The sequence below is a fragment of the Aquabacter albus genome, from assembly GCF_040049275.1.
Taxonomy (GTDB): domain Bacteria; phylum Pseudomonadota; class Alphaproteobacteria; order Rhizobiales; family Xanthobacteraceae; genus Aquabacter.
On sequence record NZ_JBDZDT010000003.1, the window covers coordinates 489,955 to 510,791 of the forward strand.

Below are 20,837 nucleotides of genomic sequence, written 5' to 3' on the forward strand. Positions count from 1 at the left end.
CACCCATTGCGGCCTAAACAGGCCGCGACAGGTGGGAGGGGCGCATGGCCGAAGACTGGAACGCAGCCCAATATCTGAAGTTCGAGGACGAGCGCACGCGTCCCTCGCGCGATCTGCTGGCGCAGGTGCTGCTCCCCAAAGCGGGCTTCTGCGTGGATCTCGGCTGCGGGCCGGGCAATTCCACCGAACTGGTGGCCGAGCGCTTCCCCGATGCGGAGGTGATCGGCATCGACACGTCGCCGGACATGCTGGCGGCGGCGCGCAAACGGCTGCCGAACCTGCGCTTCCAGCAGGGCGATGCCACGCACTTCACCTTGGAGAAGCCGGCGGACCTCATCTTCGCCAATGCGGTGCTGCAATGGGTGCCGGACCACGACACCCTGTTCCCGCGCCTGATGTCCCTGCTGGCGCCGGGCGGCTATCTGGCCGTGCAGGTGCCGGACAATCTGGACCAGCCGTCCCACGCTTCCATGGTGGAGACCGCTTTGGACGGGCCATGGGCCGGCAAGCTGAAGGACGCCGCCGCCGCACGCACCGACCTGCCCTCGGTGGAGCAATATTACGATCTGCTGACGCCCCATGCGGCGCGGGTGGATATCTGGCACACCATCTATCAGCACCCGCTCGCGGGGGTGCCCGCCATCGTGGAATGGCTGAAGGGCACCGGGCTGCGGCCCTTCCTCGATCCTTTGGACGCCGAGGAGCGCGCGGGCTTCCTCGCCGCCTATCAGGCGCGGCTGGCGAAGCATTATGGAGAGCGGGTCAACGGCAAGGTGCTCCTCGCCTTCCCCCGCCTGTTCATCCTCGCGCGACGGTGATCGGGGTTTCCCCTCGTTATTCCTCTCCCGCTTGCGGCGGAGGGTTAGGCCCATCGACATTCAGGCGGAATGATCTGCGCCCCTCACACCCGTCATGCCCGGGCTTGTCCCGGGCATCCACGCTTCTCCTTTAAACGCCTACCCAGCGGAGCCCCGTGGATGGCCGGGACAAGCCCGGCCATGACGGCGGTTCTTTGAGGCGGTGCTGAGCTTGAATGTCGATACGAAAGCTCGCACGCCGCAGATCCGGACGCGGTGTCTTGCTTGAGGTACCCCTCCCCCGCAAGCGGGGGAGGGAGCCGTCAGCACCCAGCCTCGCGAAGCGGAGGCCAATGGCCTATACAGGCCGAAGCGCCTTCAGGAGACCGGCCATGACCGAGACGCACAGCGACGCACATAGTCTGCCCACCGCCCAGGTCGTGGTCTCCCTCGACCCCGCAGTGGCCATCGTGCTGCTCGATCTGCTCGGCCGCATGGACGATCCGAGCGTCGAGCCCATCACCGAGCCCCTGGAGCACCCCGCCGAACGCGCGGCGCTCTGGACGCTGCGCTCGGGGCTGGAAGTCGCCGTGGGCGAGCCCCTGGCGGACGATTACGACCACATCCTGGAAGAGGCGCGCGCCGCCGTGGTCGCGCGCCTCGAAGGGAAATGATCCCTCACCAGCTCGGCAGGACCGAGCCCTTGAAGGTGGTCTCGATGAAGGCCTTCACCTCGGGGCTGTGATAGCTCTCCACCAGGATCTTCACGAAGGGCTTGTCCTTGTCCTGCGTGCGCACGGCGATGACGTTCACATAAGGCCCCTTCGGATCCTCGCGCAGGATGGGGTCCTTCACCGGGTCGAGGCCGGCTTCCTTGGCATAATTGGTGTTGATGCCGGCGGCCGCCACGTCGGGCAGGGAGCGGGGGAGCTGGGCGGCGTCGATCTCGACAATCTTCAGCTTCTTCGGGTTGTCGGTGATGTCGGCCACCGAGGGCTTGAAGCCGACGCCGTCGCGCAGCTTGATAAAGCCCTTGTCGCGCAGCAGCAGCAGCACGCGCCCGCCATTGGTGGGATCGTTGGGGATCGCCACGCTGGAGCCCGCGGGCAGCTCGTCGAAGCTCTTATATTTCTTGGAATAGATGCCGATGGGGAAGTTCACGGTCGTCCCCACCGAGACGATCTTGTAGCCCCGGTCCGCCACCTGATTGTCGAGATAAGGCTGGTGCTGGAAGGAATTGGCCTGGAGCTCGCCGGCCTCCAGCGCGGTGTTGGGCACCACGTAATCGGAGAATTCGACGATCTGGATATCGAGCCCCTGCTTTGCCGCGATGGGCTTCACGGCTTCGAGGATCTGGGCGTGGGGGCCGGGCGTGGCGCCGATCTTGATGGTCTCCGCCGAGGCGGCGGTGGCGAGCAGCGCAAGGGCTGCTCCGGTGAGAAGGGTGCGGATGGTCATAAGTGCTCTCCTTGGAGCTTTAAGCCCTCTCCCGCTTGCGGGGGAGGGTTGGGAGGGGGAAATGGTGCGATGGTTGATTCTAGGGAGGCGTGGCCCTGCTTGACGGCCCCCTCCCCGGCCCTCCCCCGCAAGCGGGAGAGGGAGCGGGGTGCGCTGTCGGAAGGGCTCACCCCTGCCGGTTCCGCTTGTCCAGGCGCCGCGCCAGCAGGTCGCCCGCGCTTTGCACCGCTTGGACCAAGAGGATGAGGACGATCACCACCGCCGCCATCACCTCGGGCATGAAGCGCTGGTAGCCGAAGCGGATGCCGAGATCGCCGAGCCCGCCGCCGCCCACCGCGCCCACCATGGCCGAGTAGCCGATGAGGCTGACCACCGCGAGGGTGAGCGCCAGGGTGATGGCCGGCAGCGCCTCCGGCAGCAGCACTTTCGCGACGATCTGGAGCGGGCTCGCCCCCATGGCGCGGGCGGCTTCCACCAGCCCCTGGTCCACCTCGCGCACCGCCGCCTCGATGAGGCGGGCAATGAAGGGCGCCGCCGCCACCGTGAGCGGCACGATGGCCGCATCGGTGCCGATGGAGGTGCCAGCGATGAGCCGGGTGAAGGGGATGATGGCCACCACCAGGATGATGAAGGGAGTGGACCGCGCGGCATTCACCACGAGGCCGAGCGCATGGTTGAGCCAGGGTGCGGCGAACAGCTCGCCCGAGCGGCTGGTGGCGAGGAACACGCCCAAGGGCAGGCCGATGGCGGTGCCGATGAGGCCGGCCACCGCCACCATATAGAGGGTCGCCTGGGTGGCCTGGATCAGCAGGTCGGTCATTGCGGGGGTGAGGAAATCAAACATGGCCGAGCACCTCCGCCGAGAGGCTGAGCTTCTCCACAGCGTTCACCACCGCCGCCACGGTGACCGCATCGTTCGGTATACCGATCACGATCACGCCGAACGGCTGGCCGGCAATGTCATCCACCTGGGCCTGGATGATGTTCACGTCGACACCCAGGAGGCGCGAAATGCGGGAGAGCACGGGGTCGGTGGCGTGGTCGCCGGTGAAGACGATGCGCACCAGCGCCTGCCCGCCGGGTGTCGGCTCCGCCTTCAGGCGCGCGGCGATATAAGGGGGCAGCGCAGAGCCGGCCACGGCCGAGATGAAGGATTTCGTCGTTGGGTGGCGCGGCCGGGCGAACAGCTCGAAGGTGGTCCCCTCCTCCACGATGCGCCCGCCATCCAGCACCGCCACGCGGTCCGCCACCGCCTTGATCACGGCCATCTCATGGGTGATCAGCAGCACGGTGAGGTTTAGCTCCGCATTCACCCGGCGCAGCAGCGCGAGGATCTGGTTGGTGGTCTCGGGGTCGAGGGCGGAGGTGGCCTCGTCGGAGAGCAGAACGCGGGGGCGGGTCGCCAGAGCGCGGGCGATGCCAACACGCTGCTTCTGGCCGCCGGAAAGCTCGGCAGGGTAGCGGTCGCGCTTGTCGGCGAGGCCCACGAGATCCAGCAGCGGCTCTACCCGCGCCTTGATTTCCCGGCGCGGCACGCCGGCGATCTCCAGCGGCAGGGCCACGTTCTCGAACGCGGTGCGGCGGGCCAGCAGATTGAAATGCTGGAAGATCATGCCGATGGAGCGGCGCGCTTCGCGCAGGCCGGCTTCGGAAAGCGCCGTGATGTCCGTGCCGTCTACGGTGATCCGCCCGGAGGTCGGCCGCTCCAGCCCGTTGACGAGGCGGATCAAGGTGGACTTGCCCGCGCCGGAGCGGCCGATGACGCCGAGAATGGCGCCTTCGGGCACGGCAAGGTCCACGTCCGCCAGGGCGGTCACCTCAGGCGTGCCGCGCCGCGCGGGGAAGCTCTTGCCCACATGCGCGAAACTGATGATGGGGTCGGTCACGGAAACTCCTCTGCCGGCGCCGAGAGGCGTCGCGGGCGCGAGGATATTGAATGGAGCGTTCACGTTCATCTCCGGCTTTCGTCGAGGACACGCGTTCGCTCAGGCGAACTCATGATGCGTGTCTGGCAGCCGATGGGGACGGGCAAGGCAAAAGGCGCGGCGTCAGGAGGCCGCAGTCACATTCGCATACACAAGCAGCACATCATGGCCGCACCCGTGGTTCCGAGAGTTCCGTTGGGCGATATGTTGTTCGTTTTGACGAACGTGTCAAGGCGCTTTGCGCAGCGCACCCATGCGCGAAGGACAGGCCGCATTGTCAAAGCTGGCGGCAATCCTAATATGCGGATCGATCATCCCGTCGCGTCATGCGACCTTCCTGCCGCCGTGCGGCACGTTTTGAGATCATGGCAGAGCCCAAGAAAATCACGCTCACAGACCGGCAGTTCGCACTGATCGCCCGCGCCCTGGCCGAGCCCCGGCGCTATCAGATGCTGAAGGAGATCGGCAGCACGTGCGAGCATATGCCGTGCAGCGCGCTCTCTTCCATGCACGAGGTGAGCGCCGCGACCATCTCCCATCATGTGAAGGAGCTGGAGAGCGCCGGCCTCATCGAGATCGTCCGCGAGGGCAAGTTCGCCAATCTCGTCCTCCAGCGCGACGTGCTGAACGCCTATCTGGAACGCCTCTCGCAGATTTAGGGTATGGAAAATCTCCGGCCCTGCTGCCCTTGTAATAGTTAGATGATTATATAAATGTCTCACCGACTCAGTTCGACGACCATCGAATTGTTGACGGTAGGAGATGTGACATGAGCAAGCTGGCCGGGAGGGTCGCCGTGGTGACCGGAGCTTCCAAGGGCATTGGCGCCGGGATCGCGAAAAGCCTCGCCGCCGAGGGCGCGGCGGTGGTGGTGAACTACGCCTCCAGCAAGGAGGGCGCTGAGCGCGTTGTCGCCGAGATCAAGCAGGCCGGCGGCAAGGCCGTCGCCGTGCAGGGCGATGTGGCGAAGGCCGCCGACGTGAAGCGCCTGTTCGCCGAGACGAAGGCCGCCTTCGGCGCCGCCCACATCCTGGTGAACAATGCGGGCGTCTACGCCTTCGCGCCGCTGGAGGAACTGAAGGAGGAGGAGTTCCACCGCCAGTTCAACACCAATGTGCTCGGGCTTCTCCTGACGACGAAGGAAGCCGTCGCGCAGTTCGGGCCCGAAGGCGGGAGCGTGATCAATATCGGCTCCGCGGCCACCAGCGTGCGCCTGCCGACCACCTCGGTCTACACCGCCACCAAGGCCGCGGTGGCCTCCATCACCCATGTGCTGGCGAGCGAGCTGGGGCCGAAGAAGATCCGGGTCAACGCCATCAGCCCCGGCGGCGTGGAGACCGAGGGTACCCAGGCCATGGGCGTGATCGGCAGCGATTTCGAGGCTGAATTGATCGCCAAGACCCCGCTCGGACGCCGCGGCCAGCCGGGCGATATCGCCTCCGTCGCGGTATTCCTGGCGTCTGCGGATTCCGCCTGGATGACGGGCGAAGTCCTCTTCGCCTCCGGCGGCCTGCGGTAAGGGACGTCACCTTGCTGGGCGGCGCAGAGACCGCCCGACACAACCGTCATCCCCGGACTTGATCCGGGGATCTCCAAGACGCTTGGCGCAACGGCGGGAGATGCCCGGGTCAAGCCCGGGCATGGCAGTCGTTCTAAGGATCACTCCGCCGCGTGCGGGAATCCCGGCGGGGTGTGCGGGTGCTTGTCCTCCGGCGCCGCACCCTCTTCGTCCGCCTCGTCCTTCTTCCCCACGAAGCGGCCGAACAGGCGGCTCAGCAGATGGTCCAGATCGTCCATCACGGTGAATACCGCGGGCACGAACACCAGCGACAGGACGGTGGAGGCGATCAGGCCGCCGATGACCGCGATGGCCATGGGCGCGCGGAACGAGCCGCCCTCCCCCAAGGCCAGCGCCGAGGGCACCATGCCCGCCGCCATGGCGATGGTGGTCATGACGATGGGCTGGGCGCGCTTGCGGCCGGCCTCCATCAGCGCCGTGAAGCGGTCATGCCCCGAAGCCATGGATTCCACCGCGAAGTCCACCAGCAGGATGGCGTTCTTCGTCACGATGCCCATGAGCATCAGGAAGCCGATGACCACCGGCAGCGACACCGAATTCCCCGTCAGCAGCAGCGCGATGAAGGCGCCGCCAATGGACAAAGGCAGCGAGATGAGGATGGTGATGGGCTGAAGCACGTCGTGGAACAGCAGGATCAGCACCGCCAGCACCAGCATCACGCCCGCGCCGATGGCCATGGCGAAGCCGGTGAAGACCTCCTCCATGATCTCGGCATCCCCCGATTCCTTCAGCGTCACGCCCGCAGGCAGGTTGCGCGCCGCGGGAAGCGCCTTCACCGCTTCGAGCGCAGTGCCGAGCGGCGCGGCGCCGACGAGGTCCGCTTCCACGGCGATGCGCCGGGCGCGGTCGTAGCGATCGAGCGCCGTCGGCCCCTTGCCGAACTCGATGTCCGCAACGGAGGAAAGCGGCACCGAGACGCCGGGGGTGGAGGTGGGCACCTTGATGGCGTCGAAGGTGGAGAGCTGGCCGCGCGCCTTCTCGTCCATCTGCACGCGGATATCGATCTGCCGGTCCTTGGCGGAGAATTTGGCGAGGTTGGCCGCCACGTCGCCGATGGTGGCGATGCGCACCGTCTCGGCGATGGTGTTCACCGAGACGCCCAGTTCCGCCGCCTGATCCAGCTTCGGCACGATGCGGATCTCCGGCCGGTCGAGGGCTGCGGAGGAGACCACGTTGGAGAGGATGTGGACGTTGTCGCGCACCTCCTTCTCCAGAGCGAGGGCCGCCTTTTCCACCGCCTCGCCATCATTGCCCGAGAGGATCACGGAGAAGCCGCGCTGCGGGTTCTGCCCGTTGGGGCTCCAGGTGAAACGCATGTCCGGCATGGCCGCGAGCGTCGCATAGAGCCGGCTCTCGAAGCTCTTCTGGTCGATGGTCCGCTCGGCGCGCGGCTTCAGGTTCACCACGATCTGCGCCTTGCGCACCTCGCCCGCCATGAGGGCGAGGCCGCCCTGCCCGCCGGCCCCGGCGGTGGCGTAGACGCCCGCCACCTCAGGCTGTTCCAGCATAAGCGTGGTGATGCGGTCGGCCACACTCTGGGTCTCGCGGAGCGTGGTGCCCGGCGGCAATTCCACGGTGAGCATGGAGCGGGAGATGTCATTGGCCGGCAGGAAGCCGGAGGGCAGCAGGGTAGAGAGGAAGATGGTGCCTGCGAACACCCCGAACCCCATCAGGATGGTGATGAAGCGGTGGCGCACCGACCAGCCCAGCAGCTTCACATAGCGGCGCATGATGAAGCCGTCGCCATGCTCGCGGTGGCCGGTGTCCCGCATGAAATAGGCCGCGAGCAGCGGCGTGATGAGGCGGGCGACCGCCAGCGAGAACAGCACGGCGATGGCCACCGTGATGCCGAACTGCTTGAAATACTGACCTGCAATGCCGCCCATGAAGGAGACCGGCACGAACACGGCGGCGATGGTGAGGGTGGTGGCCACCACGGCGAGGCCGATCTCGTCCGCCGCTTCGATGGCCGCGCGATAGGGGGATTTCCCCTGCCGCATGTGGCGCACGATGTTCTCGATCTCCACGATCGCATCGTCCACCAGGATGCCGGTGACCAGCGTGATGGCGAGCAGGCTCACCGCGTTCAGCGAGAAGCCCAAAAGGTCCATGACCCAGAAGGTGGGCAGGATGGACAAGGGGATGGCGAGGGTGGTGATCAGGGTTGCGCGCCAGTCCCGCAGGAACAGGAACACCACCAGCACCGCCAGGAGCGCGCCCTCGATGAGGGTGTGCATGGCGGATTCATAGTCGGACTTGGTGTAGCGCACCGTCGTGTCGATCATGGAGATGGTGACGCCGGGATTGGCCTCCATGAGCTTCTTCACGTCCTCCTGCGTGCGGTCGAACACCGTCACGTCGGAGAAGCCCTTGGCGCGATAGACGCCGAACGCCACCACGGGGCGCCCGTCGAGGCGGGCGAAGGTGCGCGGCTCCTCAGAGCCGTCATAGACCGTGCCGAGATCCTTCAGGCGCACATAGCGCCCGTTGGAAAGGACGATGCGCGTGTCGGCGAGCTGGTCCACCGTCGCCGCACCCGCCAGCGTGCGGATGGACTGCTCCTGCGTGCCCACTTCGCCGCGCCCGCCCGATACGTCGAGATTGGTGGCGCGCAGCTGCCGGCTCACCTCCGCGGCAGTGATGCCCAGCGACATGAGCCGGTCCGGGTCCAGCGATACGCGGATCTCGCGCACCACGCCGCCCTCGCGCTTCACCTGGGCGACGCCGCGCACGCCCTGGAGCGCGCGGGCGACGGTGTCGTCCACGAACCAGGACAGCTCCTCCGTGCTCATGGAGGGCGAGGACACCGCATAGGTGACGATGGGCAGGCCCTCGATATCGACCCGCTGGATCTGGGGCTCGTCGATGGAATCGGGCAGCTCGGTGCGGATCTTCGTGACCGCGTCGCGGGTGTCGTTCACCGCCCGATCCACCGCCGTCTCCAGGTGGAACTCGATGGTGGTGACGCTGGCGCCTTCCGAGATGGAGGAGGTGATGTGCTTGACGCCGGCGACGCCGGCCACCGCATTCTCCACCTTCTTGGTGATCTGGGTTTCCAGCTCGCTCGGCGCGGCGCCGGGCTGGGTCACGGTGACCATGACGATGGGCAGGTCGATATTCGGCATCTGGGTCACCGGCAGTGACTTGAAATGCACGATGCCGAGCGCCGTGAGCACCACGAACAAAACGAGGGAGGGGATGGGCTTGCGGATCGCCCAGGCCGAGACGTTGAGGGCCATCAGCGCGCTCCGCTCACAGTGCCGGCCCGGCCCTTGGCGCTCGCATCCTTGGCGTTGACCTCCAGGGCCTCCACCGCCGTCACATGGTCGCCGTCACGCAGGAAGCCACCCGCCCGCGCCACGACCTGATCACCAGCGGTCACGCCGTGGAGAATCTCGATGCGCCCCTGGTTCTTGAGGCCGGCCTCGACGCGGCGCTCCGCAACGACACCGTCCTTCACCACCAGCACATAGGCTCCTTCGGCGTCGAACATGACGGCCGAGAGCGGCACGGAAAGGCCCTCGTGCCGGCCGAGCTCCACCACGCCGCGCGCATAGGTGCCGGGGCGCAGGCGGGGATCGTCGGCAAGGGCGATCTTCACCTTGCCGAGGCGCGTCGCCTTGTCGAGCTGGGCCGAGATCAGGCGCACCGTGCCATCGACGGGGGACGTGAAGCCGGCGGGCGTGACCTGGACTTTCTGGCCGACCTTCATGCGCGCCATGATGCTTTCCGGCACCTCGGCATCGAGATCGACCGCGCCGCCCTCGGCGATGCGGAACAGGGGCTCGCCGCGGGTGGACAGCACGATGGCGCCGATGCGGGCGTCGCGCGACAGCACGACGCCGGCCTCCGGCGCCTTCACGTCGGTGCGCTTCAGGCGCAGCTCGATCTCGGCGCGCTGGGCGTCCACGAATTTGGCGTCGGCTTCGGAGGCGAGAAGGGTCTCGCGGGCGGCAGCGACCTGGGCGGCCGCCACCTTCACGGCCCGCTCGCGCTCATCCAGCGCCTCCTGGGAGGCGACGCCGGTCTTGCGGAGCTGGCGCGTGCGCTCCACCGCGGAGGTGGCCTCCGCCTCCTGCGCCAGCATCTGGTCGATATTGGCCCGCTGCTGGGCGATGGTCGCCTTGGCCTTGGCCGCATTGGCCGTGTTTTGGGCGAGCTGGACGTCCAGCATGTCCCGTGACAGGCGCGCCAGAACCTGGCCCTTCTCCACCTTGTCGCCCACCTCGGCGAGGATCTCCACGAGGCGGTAGCCCTCGATCTCAGGTCCCACCTGGATCTCCTCGCGCGGCAGGAGCGAGCCGGTGACCAGCAGCGTCTCCGACATGTCGCGCCGCTGGGCGTGGGTGACGCTCACCGTCAGCCCTTTCGCGGCCTCTGTCGGGGGCGTCTGGGCGAGCGCGGGCGCGCCGGCGAGGATGCCGGCGGCGAAGGCGAAGAAAGTGGCGGAGCGGGCAAGGCGAAGCATGGGAGCGGGGTTCCGCTTGAGTTGGAGCGCTGCCGTAGAGACAGCTTGCGTCGGATTTCGGGCAGCGTCCGGGCGGAGGCGGATCATGCGTCCTCGCCTTTTGCAGGTTCCCCGACAGTGTGGCCGGCGGGCGACATCATGCGCCGCACGAGGGTGGATAGCGCCGGCAGGCGCTGGATGAGCTTCCATTCGGGGTGCAGCAGATTGTGCAGGATCAGGCCGTCGCCGATCACCTGGAGCAGGATCACCAGATCCTGAGGGTCGAGGCTCGGGTCGATCTCGCCCTTCTCCTGCGCCTGGAGCAGGGCCGCGCGCAGCATGCCGCGCGTCTCCTCCTCCACTGGCTCCAGCGCCTCGCGCAGGCGATCATTGCGGATGGCCTCCGCCATGATCTCCGGGCCGAGCTTGGCGCAGGGCAGGCCATCCTCGGAGAGCATCTCGGCCACGCATTCGGTGAGGCCGTCGATGAGGTTCGGCGCCTTGTCCACCTGCTCGAACATCTGCGCCCGATCGGCCCGCTCACCTTCCACGATGGCGCCGATGATGGATTCCTTGGAGGGGAAATAGCGGTAGAGCGCGCCCGGGCTCATGCCGGCCTCGGTGCAGATCTGCTGCATGGAGGTGCCGTGGAAGCCGTCGCGGGAAAAGCAGGCGATGGCGGCGGCGAGGATGCGCCGGCGCTGCTCGGCCCTATGGTCCAGGGCGACAGGCGGAACGACTTCCAGGCCCATTATGGCTAAGTCCATGGTGCGAATGAATGTTCGCTCTCATTTTATTGTGCGCTGCAGGAAGGTCAAGAGCGAACGTTCGTTCTCACGTATCGGAAAGTGAACAGATCCTTGCTGCCGGGAACCTCAGCCACGACGGCTCTTCACTTCCCGGCGCCATGGCCTAAAAGACGGAACAACCAATAAGGATCAGGGCATGCGCATCAGGTTGAGCGCCGCATTTCTTCTGCTCGGTCTCGCCGGCGCCGCCGCGCAGGCGCCCGCGCCCGGCTGGCAGGCGACGCCGTGGGCCGACAGCGTAATGCTCCAGAGCGAGCTGCGCTTCGATCTGGAAAGCCCTGATGGCACCGGCGTCAGCGACCAGCAATGGGCGCGCTTCCTCACCGACACCATTCTGACCCGCTTCCCGGATGGCCTGACCGTCCTGAATGCGGAAAGCGTCGGCAAGGCCGGCACGGCCGGCGCCCGGCTGGTCATGATCGTGCACCCCAACACGCCGGATGCGGCCACCAAGCTCGGCGAGATCAGAGCCGCCTTCGCCCAGCGCTTCGGCGGGGCGAAGGTGTTCCACCTGGACTTTCCGGTGCGGGTGACGAACTGAGGGGCGTCCTTCCCTCGGAAGCCCGATGAAATCGGGTTGAATTCCCGGCTTGGCCTCACGATTTTCATGGCAAATGGAAATGTGAGGGCCGCGTCATGGGCCAGACAGCGCACCATTATCTCATCTTCGAAACCGCAAGCGGGTTCTGCGGCATCGCCTGGAACGCCGTGGGTATCACGCGCTTCCAACTTCCGACAAAGACGGCCGAAGCCGCCGAGCGGATGCTGCTGCGCCGGGTCCCCGGCGCCGAGCCGGACACCCCCACCCCCGAGGTGGCCGAGGCCGTCGCCGCCGCGAGGCGCTATTTCGAGGGCGAGGAGATCGATTTTTCCGGCTTCGCGCTCGACCTCGGCGAACAGGAGGCCTTCTTCTCGCAGATCTATGCCGCCGTCCGCCAGATCGGGTGGGGCCACACCACCACCTACGGCACCCTGGCGAAGGCGCTGGGCGCCGGGCCGGAGGCTGCGCGCGATGTGGGGCAGGCCATGGCCAAGAATCCGGTGCCGCTGATCATCCCCTGCCACCGGGTGCTCGCGGCCGGCGGCAAGGTTGGCGGGTTCTCCGCGCCTGGGGGCTCGACGGCGAAGGCACGCATGCTGGAGCTGGAAGGGGTCCGCGTGGAGCCCCCGCCGCCCGCGCAGACATCCTTCGGCTTCTGAGGACGCCGCCGCTCACACCCGGCTGGAACTTTCTGCTGCCCGCCCGCCCCGCAGGTGATAAATTACCTTAAGGGAACGGGGGTCGGCATGATCGGCGACGCAATCAAGTTCGTTCTGGCGAACCTGCCGGCCCTGCTTTTCGTGGCCGCCTTCGTGGTGGCCGCGGCCCGAAAAGCCCCTCCCTCCTTCGCCACCCGGCTGTTCGACTGGCTCCTGCTGCTTTCGGTGGGCGTGGAAGCCCTCTGGGCGGGCCTGTTTCATGTCTTCTTCCCGCACATCGCCGCCGCCTCCATCGGCTGGCAGGTCAGCCCGTTCCAGTTCGAGATCGGTGTTGCGGACATCTCCATCGGCATCGTGGGGATCGTCGCATTCTGGCGCTCGCTGGATTTCAAGGAAGCGGCCGTCTGGTACATCACGCTGTTCTATATCGGCGTCGCCATCGGCCATGTGCGCGAGGCCATGTCCGGCGACATGGCCCCCGACAATTTCGGCCTGCTGCTGATCATCACGGTGGTCCAGATCATCCTGCTTCCCGTGCTCCTTTGGCTGGCGCGGCGCGAGGCGAACGCGAAATCCTGATCAGGCGCGCACCAGCGTTTCGCCCTCCCGGCCCAGCTGCAGTGTCATGGCGGAGGGGCGCCATTCGCCCGTCTCCTCCGTGCGGCCCTGGAGGATGTAGCGCGGGTTGGACATGCCCATCTGCTCCGCCGCCTTGCGGCTCAATTCGCCGATGCCGCCGCCCTTCACCCGATTGACGATGACGCCAAGCTCGGTCTCGCGAAATTCGCTCAGCATGTTGAAGTCGCCCTCGCTGTCCCCGAACACGAGGAGCGGGCCGAAGCCGCGCGCATCCACCATGGTCCGGCGGATGGCCTCTACCTTTCCCGGTCCCCAGGTGATGGGCCAGTTGTCCGCGGGGCGCCAGTCCAGCTTTCCGTCGCGCCGCCCCATGCGGATGCCGAATACATTCTCCGGCGGCAGGTTGTAGCCGTAGCGGGGATCGCAGGCGAACACCTTCGCCACGTCCTCGCAGGTGGCGCTCACCACGATCACGTCGATGCCCACGGCGCGCAGCCCGTGCTGGATGCACGCGATCTCGGGGGTGAGGCGCAGGCCGTCGAGATAGGTCTGGGAGACGATGCCGGCCTTGCCGGGATGGGATTTGGGGGTCACGGCCTGCAGCTCCGCCATGGCCCGCCCGAGATTTGCGTCATTGTTGGCGGCGGCGAGGCGCTGCAATTGCTCCTCCGTGTTGCCGGCCCAGAAGCCCACCATCCAGGTGTCGCCCAGCCGGTCGCCGAACGTGTCCATGAGGGCGCTGTAGGTGAAGAGCAGCTTTGCGCGCAGGCTCGCCAGCCGGTCGTCCTTCGCCAGAGCCGCGCGCTTCTCGGGCGGCGCCGGAATGCCATAGGTGGCGGCAAGCGCCGCATAGTCCGCATCGATGTCGGCGGCGAGGCTCGCGAACGATACGGGCGCGCCGGCCACAGTCCGATAGGCGCCCGCGAAAGGGCCGTCGGGCACGTTCTGCCGCACCACCTGGGAGAATTCCTCCGGGGGAAGGCGGAAGGCGAAGCTGTCGATGACAGTGAGGAACAGGGTCTCCTCGCAATCATTCATGATGGAGGTGTTGTCCCAGTCGAACACCGCATAGGGGCGCCGGGCCGGGTCATAGTCGGCGCTGCCGCGGCCATAGGCGCGCATGAGGGCGAGGAGGCGCATGCGCAAGGCCGGGGAGATCTTCAGCGGCGGAAAGTCGGGCGCCGGCGGTTCCACCGGCTCGGCCGCCGCGCGGGTCAGCAAGAAGGGTGCCGCCACGGGCGCGGCGACGAGAGCGGACACCAGATCGCGGCGGCGCATGGCCCCTCCAGAGGCATTTTATTACCCAACGCGCCATGGAACCCGCCCGCGGTGACGCAGGGATGACGCAGCGCCCTTGAGGAGCCGCGGCGCCGCCCCTACCTGTTGCGGGACCGTTCCTCTCTTCGCCCCTCGGGCGTCTCGAAAGGTGCCACCCGGCAATGCTCTCCGCCGCTTTCACCGCCTTCGGCCAGGTCTTCTCGCCGCTGCTGCGCGGCGTGCTGCTGAAGGCCGTGGCGCTTGCCATCGGCCTTCTGGTGGTTCTGGCCATCGGCCTCAACATGCTGCTCGGCTGGCTGGTGGACGTGCCATCCCACCCCTGGGTGGAGACCACCCTCGCCATCATTGCCGGCCTCGGCATCGTGCTGGGCGCGCTTTATCTGGTGCCGGCGGTGTCCTCGCTGGTGGCGGGCCTGTTCCTGGATGATGTGGCGGAGGCGGTGGAGACGGCGAGCTATCCCGGCACGCCCCACGGCATGGCGCAGCCCATCGCCCGCTCGCTGCTCTATTCCCTTCGCTTCTTCCTGCTGGTGCTGGCGGTGAACCTCGGCGCGCTGCTGCTGCTCCTGGTGCCGGGCGTGAACATCGTCATCTTCTTCATCGCCAACGCCTATCTGCTCTCGCGGGAATATTTCGAGCTTGCCGCCATGCGCTATGCCTCGCCCGCCGAGGCGCGGGCGCTGCGGCAGGCAAATGCAACGACGGTGTTCCTTGCCGGCCTCCTCATCGCGCCGCTTCTGATGGTGCCGATCCTGAACCTCATCACCCCCATCTACGGCACCGCCTTCATGGTCCACCTCCACAAGCGCCTTGCGGCACGGCCGGGGCGGAGGATGCTGGAGGGGGTGTAGAGGCTGTGCCGAGGATCCATTACGCCCCCTCTCCCCGCGGGGGGGAGGGCTGGGGAGAGGGGGAATCACCCTCTCAAGTCCTGAAGCGCCGGAGCCCCCTCACCCGGCTGCTGCGCAGCCGACCTCTCCCCCTCGGGGAGAGGTGAGACACGCTCCGCCCAACCTTCGGAAAAGGCGGGCAGCAAGAACTTAAATCGTCTTGTCCGGCCAGCGGCACAGGTCCTGGATCGGACAGATGGGGCAGTCCGGCAAGCGGGCCTTGCAGATGTAGCGGCCGTGCAGGATCAGCCAATGATGGGCGTGGAGCTTGAAACGGTCCGGGATGCGCCGCTCAAGACCCAATTCCACGTCCAGCGGCGTCGCGCCAGGGGCAAGGCCCGTACGGTTGGCGACGCGGAAGAGGTGGGTGTCCACGGCGATGGTGGGTTCGCCGAAGGCGATGTTCAGCACCACGTTGGCGGTCTTGCGCCCCACCCCCGGCAGCGCCTCCAAAGCGGCGCGGTCGCGCGGTACCTCGCCCTTGTGGCGTTCCAGCAGCAGGCGGGACAGCTCCGCCACGTTCTTGGCCTTGCCGCGATAAAGGCCCAGCGTGCGGATGTGCTTCGCGATCTCCTCCTCCCCGAGCGCCACCATGGCTTTGGGGTTCGGGGCGGCGGCGAACAGGCCGCGGGTCGCCTTGTTCACACCCACGTCGGTCGCCTGGGCGGAGAGGACCACGGCCACCAGCAGCGTAAAGGCGTCGGAATGCTCCAGCTCGCCCTTGGGCTCGGGGTCGAGCTTCTCGAAGCGGGAGAACGCCTCATACACCTCGTCGTCGGACCATATCTCCACCGTGCGGCCGTGGACGGCAGCCTCCGCATTGGCCACGGCCCGGCGGCGGACCGGGCCGGTTGCGGTGACGGCCTCGGCCTTCAGGCGCGCCGCCGGCAGCTTCGCCTTGGCGGGCCGCTTGGTCGCGGGCTTGTGTGCGGGGGACACGGTGGTCTTGCGGGCCATTTTTTCCGTATACTGGGCCCCATGACGAAGGCCAATGACCTGCCCTTCCCGGATGACGGCGAACCCACGGTTTTCGCCACCGTCATGGCGCCGCACCGCTCCCTCTCCCCGCGCGGCTTCTTCATCTTCATGCTGGCCATCGGCGGCTTGAGCTTCGCCTGCGGGATCATGTTCCTGTCCATGGGCGCGTGGCCTATCTTCGGCTTCTTCGGGCTCGACGTGGCGCTGCTCTATTTCGCCTTCCGCGCCAATTTTCGGGCGGCGGCGGCGCGCGAATACATCCGCATCACGCCGAGCCTTGTTCAGGTGCGGCAGGTTTCCGCTCAAGGAAAGGCCCGGAATGCGGAGATGAACCCCTTCTTCACCCGCGTCAGCCGGCGAGACGTGGAGGAGCTGGGCACCCTCGATTTGTCCCTGGTCTCGCGCGGCAACCAGACGCCGGTGGGCATCCATCTCGGCCCTTGGCAGAAGTCAGAACTGGCGGACGATCTCAGCGCGGCGCTTGGAAAAGTGAAGCGGGGCGTGACCCGGACGATGTTCTGACTCCCACCGTCATATCCGGGCGCCACGCATTTGAAGCAGCGGCGAAATCGGGTGGGCGGCGGTGTTGCGGAGTGGTCGAATGGGTGCAAGTCCGCTTCAAGGAGACACGCCCGTGCTGTCACAGGACACGCTCATTCTCGACAGGCCCAAATTCGATGGGCCCAAGTTCGACAGGCCGAAGTTCGATATGCCCAGCCTCGAAATGCCGAAATCCTCCGGCCTCGCCATCCCCACCCCGGCCGCCCCGCTGGAGATCGCCGCCTGCGACTATGACACCGTGCGCCAGGCCGTGGCCTATGTGACGACCCATGTCCAGAAGCAGCCGGAAGTCGAGGAGATCGCGGCGGCGGTGGGCGTCAGCGCCCGCGCCTTGACGGATCTGTTCCGCCGCTGGTGCGGCCTCACCCCCAAGGCGTTCCTCCAGGCCGTGACCCTGGACCGCGCGCGCCGGGTGCTGGCCGAGAGCTCCAACGTGCTCGACGCCGCCCTGGAGCTGGGCCTGTCCGGCCCCGGCCGGCTGCACGATCTCTTCGTGGTGCACGAGGCCATGTCGCCGGGTGAGTGGAAGACCGGTGGGGCGGGCCTCGAGATCCGCTACGGCTTCCACCCCTCGCCCTTCGGCCTTGCGCTCGCCATGTCCAGCAAGCGCGGCCTGTGCGGCCTCGCCTTCGCCGACAATGGCGAGGATGCGACGGCGCTCGCCGACATGCGCGCCCGCTGGCCGAACGCCACCTTCGTGGAGGACCCCGTCGCCACCGCCCCCCTGGTGCGGCGGATATTCGACCCCGAGGCCTGGCGCGAGGACCAGCCGCTGCGCATCGTCTTCATCGGCACCGATTTCGAGGTGCGGGTGTGGGAGACCCTGCTGCGCATCCCCATGGGCTGCGCCACCACCTATTCCAACATTGCCGGCCATGTGGGGCGGCCGCAGGCGGCGCGGGCAGTGGGCGCCGCGGTGGGCAAGAACCCCATTTCCTTCGTCGTCCCCTGCCACCGCGTGTTCGGCAAGAGCGGCGACCTCACCGGCTACCATTGGGGCCTCACCCGCAAGCGCGCCATATTGGGCTGGGAAGCGGGCAAGGTGCTGGAGGCATGACCGGGGCATCTTGACCCGGTCGCCGAGGCGCGGCACGACAGTCTTATGCCGCGCTTCCTTCCCGCTGTCCTCATCGCGCTCGCCCTCTCCGGCGGGGCCGCCCATGCGGCGGAGGGCTCGACGCCGCCTTACGAGACCGACCTCCTGAAGCTCGCGGAACTCCTGGGCGGCCTGCATTATCTGCGCCCGCTCTGCGGCATCTCCCCGGAAGGCCAGACATGGCGGCTGGAGATGCAGGCGCTCATCGAGGCGGAGCAGCCCTCGGACGTGCGCAAGGGCAAGCTCATCGCCTCCTTCAACCAGGGCTTTTCCAGCTACGCGCAGGTCTACCGCACCTGCACGCCGGCGGCCGCCTTGGCGGTGCAACGGCAGATCGAGGAAGGCTCCAAGCTCGCCCACGACATCGTCGTGCGCTACGGCGGCAATTGAGCCCTTCGCGCGTTAACCTTTCGTTCAGAACTTCCGCGACGCCACCGGGCGACATGCTACTCATTCCGCACGTCGCCCCGCGCCGGGGCCTGGAGAGCGCATAAGTGTCGAGCACCGGCTACGTCCCCCGCGTCCCTGATATCGCAGATGCCGCGTCCGACGAGCGCCATGCCGCTTTGTCGTATCTCGACGACGCCTGGACCGAGGCCGTGCGCGACGGGCTGGACGAGGACAGCCTCGTGCAGGCGGCCCTGTTCACCGCCTTGCGCTCGCTGGTGGACACCTATGGCGAGGAGCCCTGCGCCACCTATGTGGAGGGCCTCGCCGCCCGCATCCGCGCAGGGGAATACACGCTGGTGGGTCAGCGGCAGTAGTTCACGGTCGTCATCCCCGGGCTTGACCCGGGGATCTTTCGGAAAATCTGACGCGACGGTCCCGAGGGAGATGGCCGGGTCAAGCCCGGCCATGACGACCCCTGCTTTCGTCGTCAGCGAGCGCCCCTCACCCCTCGTAATAATCCGCCACCAGCTTATCCAGCAGCCGCACGCCCCAGCCGGAGCCCCAGCTCTTGTTGATGTCGGTGGAAAGCGAGCCCATGGCGGTGCCCGCCACGTCGAGATGCGCCCAGGGGGTCTTGTCCACGAAGCGCTGGAGGAACTGGGCCGCCGTGATGGAGCCGCCGTTGCGGCCGCCGGTGTTCTTCATGTCGGCGAAGCGGCTGTCGATCAGCTTGTCGTATTCCGGGCCGAGCGGCATGCGCCACACCCGCTCGCCGGTGGCCGCGCCGGCCGCCGCCAGATGCCCGGCCAGTTCGTCGTCATTGGAGAACAGGCCGGCATATTCCTGGCCCAGGGCCACCAGGATCGCGCCGGTGAGCGTGGCGAGGTCCACCATGAAGCGCGGCTTGAAGCGCTCCTTCACGTACCAGAGCACGTCGGCCAGGACGAGCCGGCCTTCCGCATCGGTATTGATGATCTCGATGGTCTGGCCCGACATGGAGGTGACGATGTCGCCGGGGCGCTGGGCGGCGCCGTCGGGCATGTTCTCCACGCAGCCGATGACGCCCACCGCATTCACCTTCGCCTTGCGCGCGGCGAGGGCATAGAGGAGGCCGGTGACGCAGGCGGCGCCGCCCATGTCGCCCTTCATGTCCTCCATGCCCGCGGCGGGCTTGATGGAGATGCCGCCGGTGTCGAAGGTCACGCCCTTGCCGATGAAGGCCACCGGCTGGCTTTTCGCGGATGCGCCGTTCCAGCGCATCACCACCACCCGGCTCTCCTTGATGGAGCCCTGGCCGACACCCAGCAGCGCCCGCATGCCGAGGCGCGCGAGTTCCTCGTCGTCGAACACCTCCACCTCGACGCCCACGGAGCGCAGCTCCTCGGCGCGGCGGGCGAATTCCGGCGGGTCCAGCACGTTGGAGGGCTCGTTGACGAGGTTGCGGGCCAGCGTCACGCCGTCGGCCACCGCCTCGCGCGCGATCCAGGCGCGCTTCGCCAGCCCCTCATCCGCCACCTGCAGGATGACGGCGAGCGGGGTCGGCTCGCTCTCGCCTTCCTTGCGCTTGGTCTTGTAGCGGTCGAAGGCATAGGCCCGCAGCCGCACGCCCAGCGCGATCTCCGCCGCGGCCGAGGCCGGCAGGCTGCGGCCGGGCAGGTCGATGATGATTGTCGCTTCCCGGGTGCCGCCGGGGAGCCGGCCGGCCGCGATGCCGCCGAGCCGCAGATAGTCCGAATCCTTCAGCTCGGCCGCCTTGCCGACGCCGAGGACGACCACGCGCGTCGTGTCCAGCTTCTCGGGCGCGAGAAGATCGAGCGCCCCGCCGAGCTTGCCCTTGAAGCGGTCCGCATCCATGGCGCGGGCGATGGCGCCGGAGGCCGGCTTCAAGAGCTTCTGCGTCGCCTTTCCGAAACCCAGCGTATCGTCGGTGAGGACGATGAGCACACCCTTGAGGGCAGCGCCATGCTTGGCGAACTGGATGGTGACGGGCTCGGACATGGGGAACTCCGGAAGGACATTGGCGGGCAGAAAGCCGCCTTTTATTTTCTAATTGGCCGGACCGCCGCGGGGAAGCGGCGGGAGGTCACGCGGGAGGCTGGAAATCCAGGAATTTGCGGCTCGGGAAGTCATAGAGCCGGCCGGTGGCCTCGCAGCTCGGCAGGCACAGCGCCAGGATGGCGGCAGCGGCGGCCTCGGGCACTTCCAGCGTCATGGGATCTTCGCCGGGGAAGGCCTTCGCCCGCATGCGGGTGCGGATGGGGCCGGGATTGAACAGGTTCACCTTCAGGTTTCCCGTCACCGTCTCCGCCGCCCAGGTGCGCCCCAGCGCCTCCAGGGCTGCCTTCGTAATGGTATAGGGGCCCCAATAAGCGCGCGCCTTGTGCGCCGCGCCGGAGGAGACCAGCACCGCGCGGCCCGCGGTGGAGAGGCGCAGCAGCGGGTCGAGGGAGCGGACGAAGCGGTAATTGGCCGTGACGTTGACGCACAGCGCCTGGTCCCAGTCCTTCGGGTCCACGTGGCCGAGCGGCGTCACCGGGCCGAGGATGCCCGCATTGCCCACGAACACATCCAGATGGCCGTAGCGCTGGTAGAGCGCGCCGCCCAGCCGGTCGATGGCCTCGTAATCGGTGACATCCATGGGCACCAGGGTGGCCGAGCCGCCCTTGGCCTTGATGGCGTCGTCCACTTCCTCCAGCGCGCCTTCGGTGCGGCCCACGGCCACCACATGGGCGCCCGCCTCCGCCAAGGCGATGGCGGTGGCGGCGCCGATGCCGCGCGTGGCCCCGGTGACGAGGGCGATCCTGTCGGCAAGCGGCCGTTCGGTCATGGGACAATCCGGTTGGCTGGCGG

22 protein-coding genes are annotated in these 20,837 nt (G+C 67.5%); 12 read left to right on the forward strand and 10 right to left on the reverse strand.

Annotated elements, in window-relative coordinates:
• Positions 1 to 44 precede the first annotated feature (44 nt).
• Together tam and ABLE91_RS08690 are read left to right on the forward strand one after the other, a co-directional pair.
• Positions 45 to 818 carry a trans-aconitate 2-methyltransferase gene (gene tam, locus ABLE91_RS08685; RefSeq protein WP_348930402.1) on the forward strand — a complete coding sequence of 258 codons (774 nt, stop codon included), beginning with the start codon at positions 45 to 47 and terminating at the stop codon, positions 816 to 818.
• Between the two features lie 371 nt (positions 819 to 1,189).
• Complete coding sequence (locus ABLE91_RS08690; RefSeq protein WP_348930403.1) at positions 1,190 to 1,471, forward strand: hypothetical protein; 282 nt, start codon at positions 1,190 to 1,192, stop codon at positions 1,469 to 1,471.
• A 4-nt stretch (positions 1,472 to 1,475) separates the two neighbouring features.
• Here ABLE91_RS08690 and ABLE91_RS08695 read toward each other — a convergent pair whose 3' ends face one another.
• From ABLE91_RS08695 to ABLE91_RS08705, 3 genes are all read right to left on the reverse strand, one after another.
• Positions 1,476 to 2,255, reverse strand: coding sequence for a MetQ/NlpA family ABC transporter substrate-binding protein (locus ABLE91_RS08695; RefSeq protein WP_348930404.1), 780 nt, complete (start codon positions 2,253 to 2,255; stop codon positions 1,476 to 1,478).
• 166 nt (positions 2,256 to 2,421) lie between these two features.
• Positions 2,422 to 3,099: a methionine ABC transporter permease gene (locus ABLE91_RS08700; RefSeq protein ID WP_348930405.1), complete on the reverse strand. Its 678-nt coding sequence runs from the start codon at positions 3,097 to 3,099 to the stop codon at positions 2,422 to 2,424.
• The gene (locus ABLE91_RS08705; protein ID WP_510181921.1) at positions 3,092 to 4,210 is read right to left on the reverse strand and encodes a methionine ABC transporter ATP-binding protein; all 1,119 of its coding nucleotides are present in this window, start codon (positions 4,208 to 4,210) and stop codon (positions 3,092 to 3,094) included. The genes ABLE91_RS08700 and ABLE91_RS08705 overlap by 8 nt, the downstream gene beginning before the upstream one ends.
• Positions 4,211 to 4,545: 335 nt before the next feature.
• Between ABLE91_RS08705 and ABLE91_RS08710 the strand changes: the two genes are divergently transcribed.
• Positions 4,546 to 4,839, forward strand: coding sequence for an ArsR/SmtB family transcription factor (locus tag ABLE91_RS08710; protein ID WP_348930406.1), 294 nt, complete (start codon positions 4,546 to 4,548; stop codon positions 4,837 to 4,839).
• Positions 4,840 to 4,949: 110 nt separating this feature from the next.
• Entirely contained in the window at positions 4,950 to 5,699 is a 750-nt protein-coding gene (locus tag ABLE91_RS08715; protein WP_348930407.1) for an SDR family NAD(P)-dependent oxidoreductase, read from the forward strand.
• Positions 5,700 to 5,839: 140 nt separating this feature from the next.
• Here ABLE91_RS08715 and ABLE91_RS08720 read toward each other — a convergent pair whose 3' ends face one another.
• The 3 genes from ABLE91_RS08720 to ABLE91_RS08730 form a co-directional block, all read right to left on the reverse strand.
• Entirely contained in the window at positions 5,840 to 8,998 is a 3,159-nt protein-coding gene (locus ABLE91_RS08720) for an efflux RND transporter permease subunit (RefSeq protein ID WP_348930408.1), read from the reverse strand.
• A complete protein-coding gene (locus ABLE91_RS08725) occupies positions 8,998 to 10,227 on the reverse strand; it encodes an efflux RND transporter periplasmic adaptor subunit (RefSeq protein ID WP_348930409.1) in 1,230 nt (409 codons plus the stop codon). The genes ABLE91_RS08720 and ABLE91_RS08725 overlap by 1 nt, the downstream gene beginning before the upstream one ends.
• An 83-nt stretch (positions 10,228 to 10,310) precedes the next feature.
• Complete coding sequence (locus tag ABLE91_RS08730) at positions 10,311 to 10,973, reverse strand: TetR/AcrR family transcriptional regulator (protein ID WP_348930410.1); 663 nt, start codon at positions 10,971 to 10,973, stop codon at positions 10,311 to 10,313.
• A 178-nt stretch (positions 10,974 to 11,151) separates the two neighbouring features.
• On the opposite strand from ABLE91_RS08730, the gene ABLE91_RS08735 reads away from it, so the two are divergent.
• The 3 genes from ABLE91_RS08735 to ABLE91_RS08745 all read left to right on the forward strand — a co-directional run bounded on the left by ABLE91_RS08735 (position 11,152) and on the right by ABLE91_RS08745 (position 12,794).
• Complete coding sequence (locus tag ABLE91_RS08735) at positions 11,152 to 11,556, forward strand: DUF3574 domain-containing protein (protein WP_348930411.1); 405 nt, start codon at positions 11,152 to 11,154, stop codon at positions 11,554 to 11,556.
• Between the two features lie 95 nt (positions 11,557 to 11,651).
• Positions 11,652 to 12,215, forward strand: coding sequence for a methylated-DNA--[protein]-cysteine S-methyltransferase (locus ABLE91_RS08740; RefSeq protein WP_348930412.1), 564 nt, complete (start codon positions 11,652 to 11,654; stop codon positions 12,213 to 12,215).
• An 87-nt stretch (positions 12,216 to 12,302) separates the two neighbouring features.
• A complete protein-coding gene (locus ABLE91_RS08745; RefSeq protein WP_348930413.1) occupies positions 12,303 to 12,794 on the forward strand; it encodes a DUF6790 family protein in 492 nt (163 codons plus the stop codon).
• Here the strand turns inward: ABLE91_RS08745 and ABLE91_RS08750 are convergent, their stop codons facing one another.
• Positions 12,795 to 14,072, reverse strand: coding sequence for an HAD family hydrolase (locus ABLE91_RS08750; protein ID WP_348930414.1), 1,278 nt, complete (start codon positions 14,070 to 14,072; stop codon positions 12,795 to 12,797).
• 161 nt (positions 14,073 to 14,233) lie between these two features.
• Between ABLE91_RS08750 and ABLE91_RS08755 the strand changes: the two genes are divergently transcribed.
• Entirely contained in the window at positions 14,234 to 14,923 is a 690-nt protein-coding gene (locus ABLE91_RS08755) for a sulfate transporter family protein (protein ID WP_348930415.1), read from the forward strand.
• A 189-nt stretch (positions 14,924 to 15,112) separates the two neighbouring features.
• Here ABLE91_RS08755 and nth read toward each other — a convergent pair whose 3' ends face one another.
• Positions 15,113 to 15,919 carry an endonuclease III gene (nth, locus tag ABLE91_RS08760; protein ID WP_348930416.1) on the reverse strand — a complete coding sequence of 269 codons (807 nt, stop codon included), beginning with the start codon at positions 15,917 to 15,919 and terminating at the stop codon, positions 15,113 to 15,115.
• Between the two features lie 21 nt (positions 15,920 to 15,940).
• On the opposite strand from nth, the gene ABLE91_RS08765 reads away from it, so the two are divergent.
• The 4 genes from ABLE91_RS08765 to ABLE91_RS08780 all read left to right on the forward strand — a co-directional run bounded on the left by ABLE91_RS08765 (position 15,941) and on the right by ABLE91_RS08780 (position 18,361).
• The gene (locus ABLE91_RS08765) at positions 15,941 to 16,462 is read left to right on the forward strand and encodes a DUF2244 domain-containing protein (protein ID WP_348930417.1); all 522 of its coding nucleotides are present in this window, start codon (positions 15,941 to 15,943) and stop codon (positions 16,460 to 16,462) included.
• 202 nt (positions 16,463 to 16,664) lie between these two features.
• Entirely contained in the window at positions 16,665 to 17,558 is an 894-nt protein-coding gene (locus ABLE91_RS08770) for a methylated-DNA--[protein]-cysteine S-methyltransferase (RefSeq protein WP_348930603.1), read from the forward strand.
• Between the two features lie 45 nt (positions 17,559 to 17,603).
• A complete protein-coding gene (locus ABLE91_RS08775) occupies positions 17,604 to 17,987 on the forward strand; it encodes a TIGR02301 family protein (RefSeq protein ID WP_348930418.1) in 384 nt (127 codons plus the stop codon).
• 104 nt (positions 17,988 to 18,091) lie between these two features.
• Positions 18,092 to 18,361 carry a hypothetical protein gene (locus ABLE91_RS08780; protein ID WP_348930419.1) on the forward strand — a complete coding sequence of 90 codons (270 nt, stop codon included), beginning with the start codon at positions 18,092 to 18,094 and terminating at the stop codon, positions 18,359 to 18,361.
• A gap of 127 nt (positions 18,362 to 18,488) precedes the next feature.
• Here the strand turns inward: ABLE91_RS08780 and ABLE91_RS08785 are convergent, their stop codons facing one another.
• Entirely contained in the window at positions 18,489 to 19,985 is a 1,497-nt protein-coding gene (locus tag ABLE91_RS08785; RefSeq protein WP_348930420.1) for a leucyl aminopeptidase, read from the reverse strand.
• Positions 19,986 to 20,070: 85 nt separating this feature from the next.
• Positions 20,071 to 20,814 (reverse strand): SDR family NAD(P)-dependent oxidoreductase, encoded by a 744-nt coding sequence (locus ABLE91_RS08790; RefSeq protein ID WP_348930421.1) that lies wholly within the window; start codon positions 20,812 to 20,814, stop codon positions 20,071 to 20,073.
• Between the last annotated feature and the right edge of the window lie 23 nt (positions 20,815 to 20,837).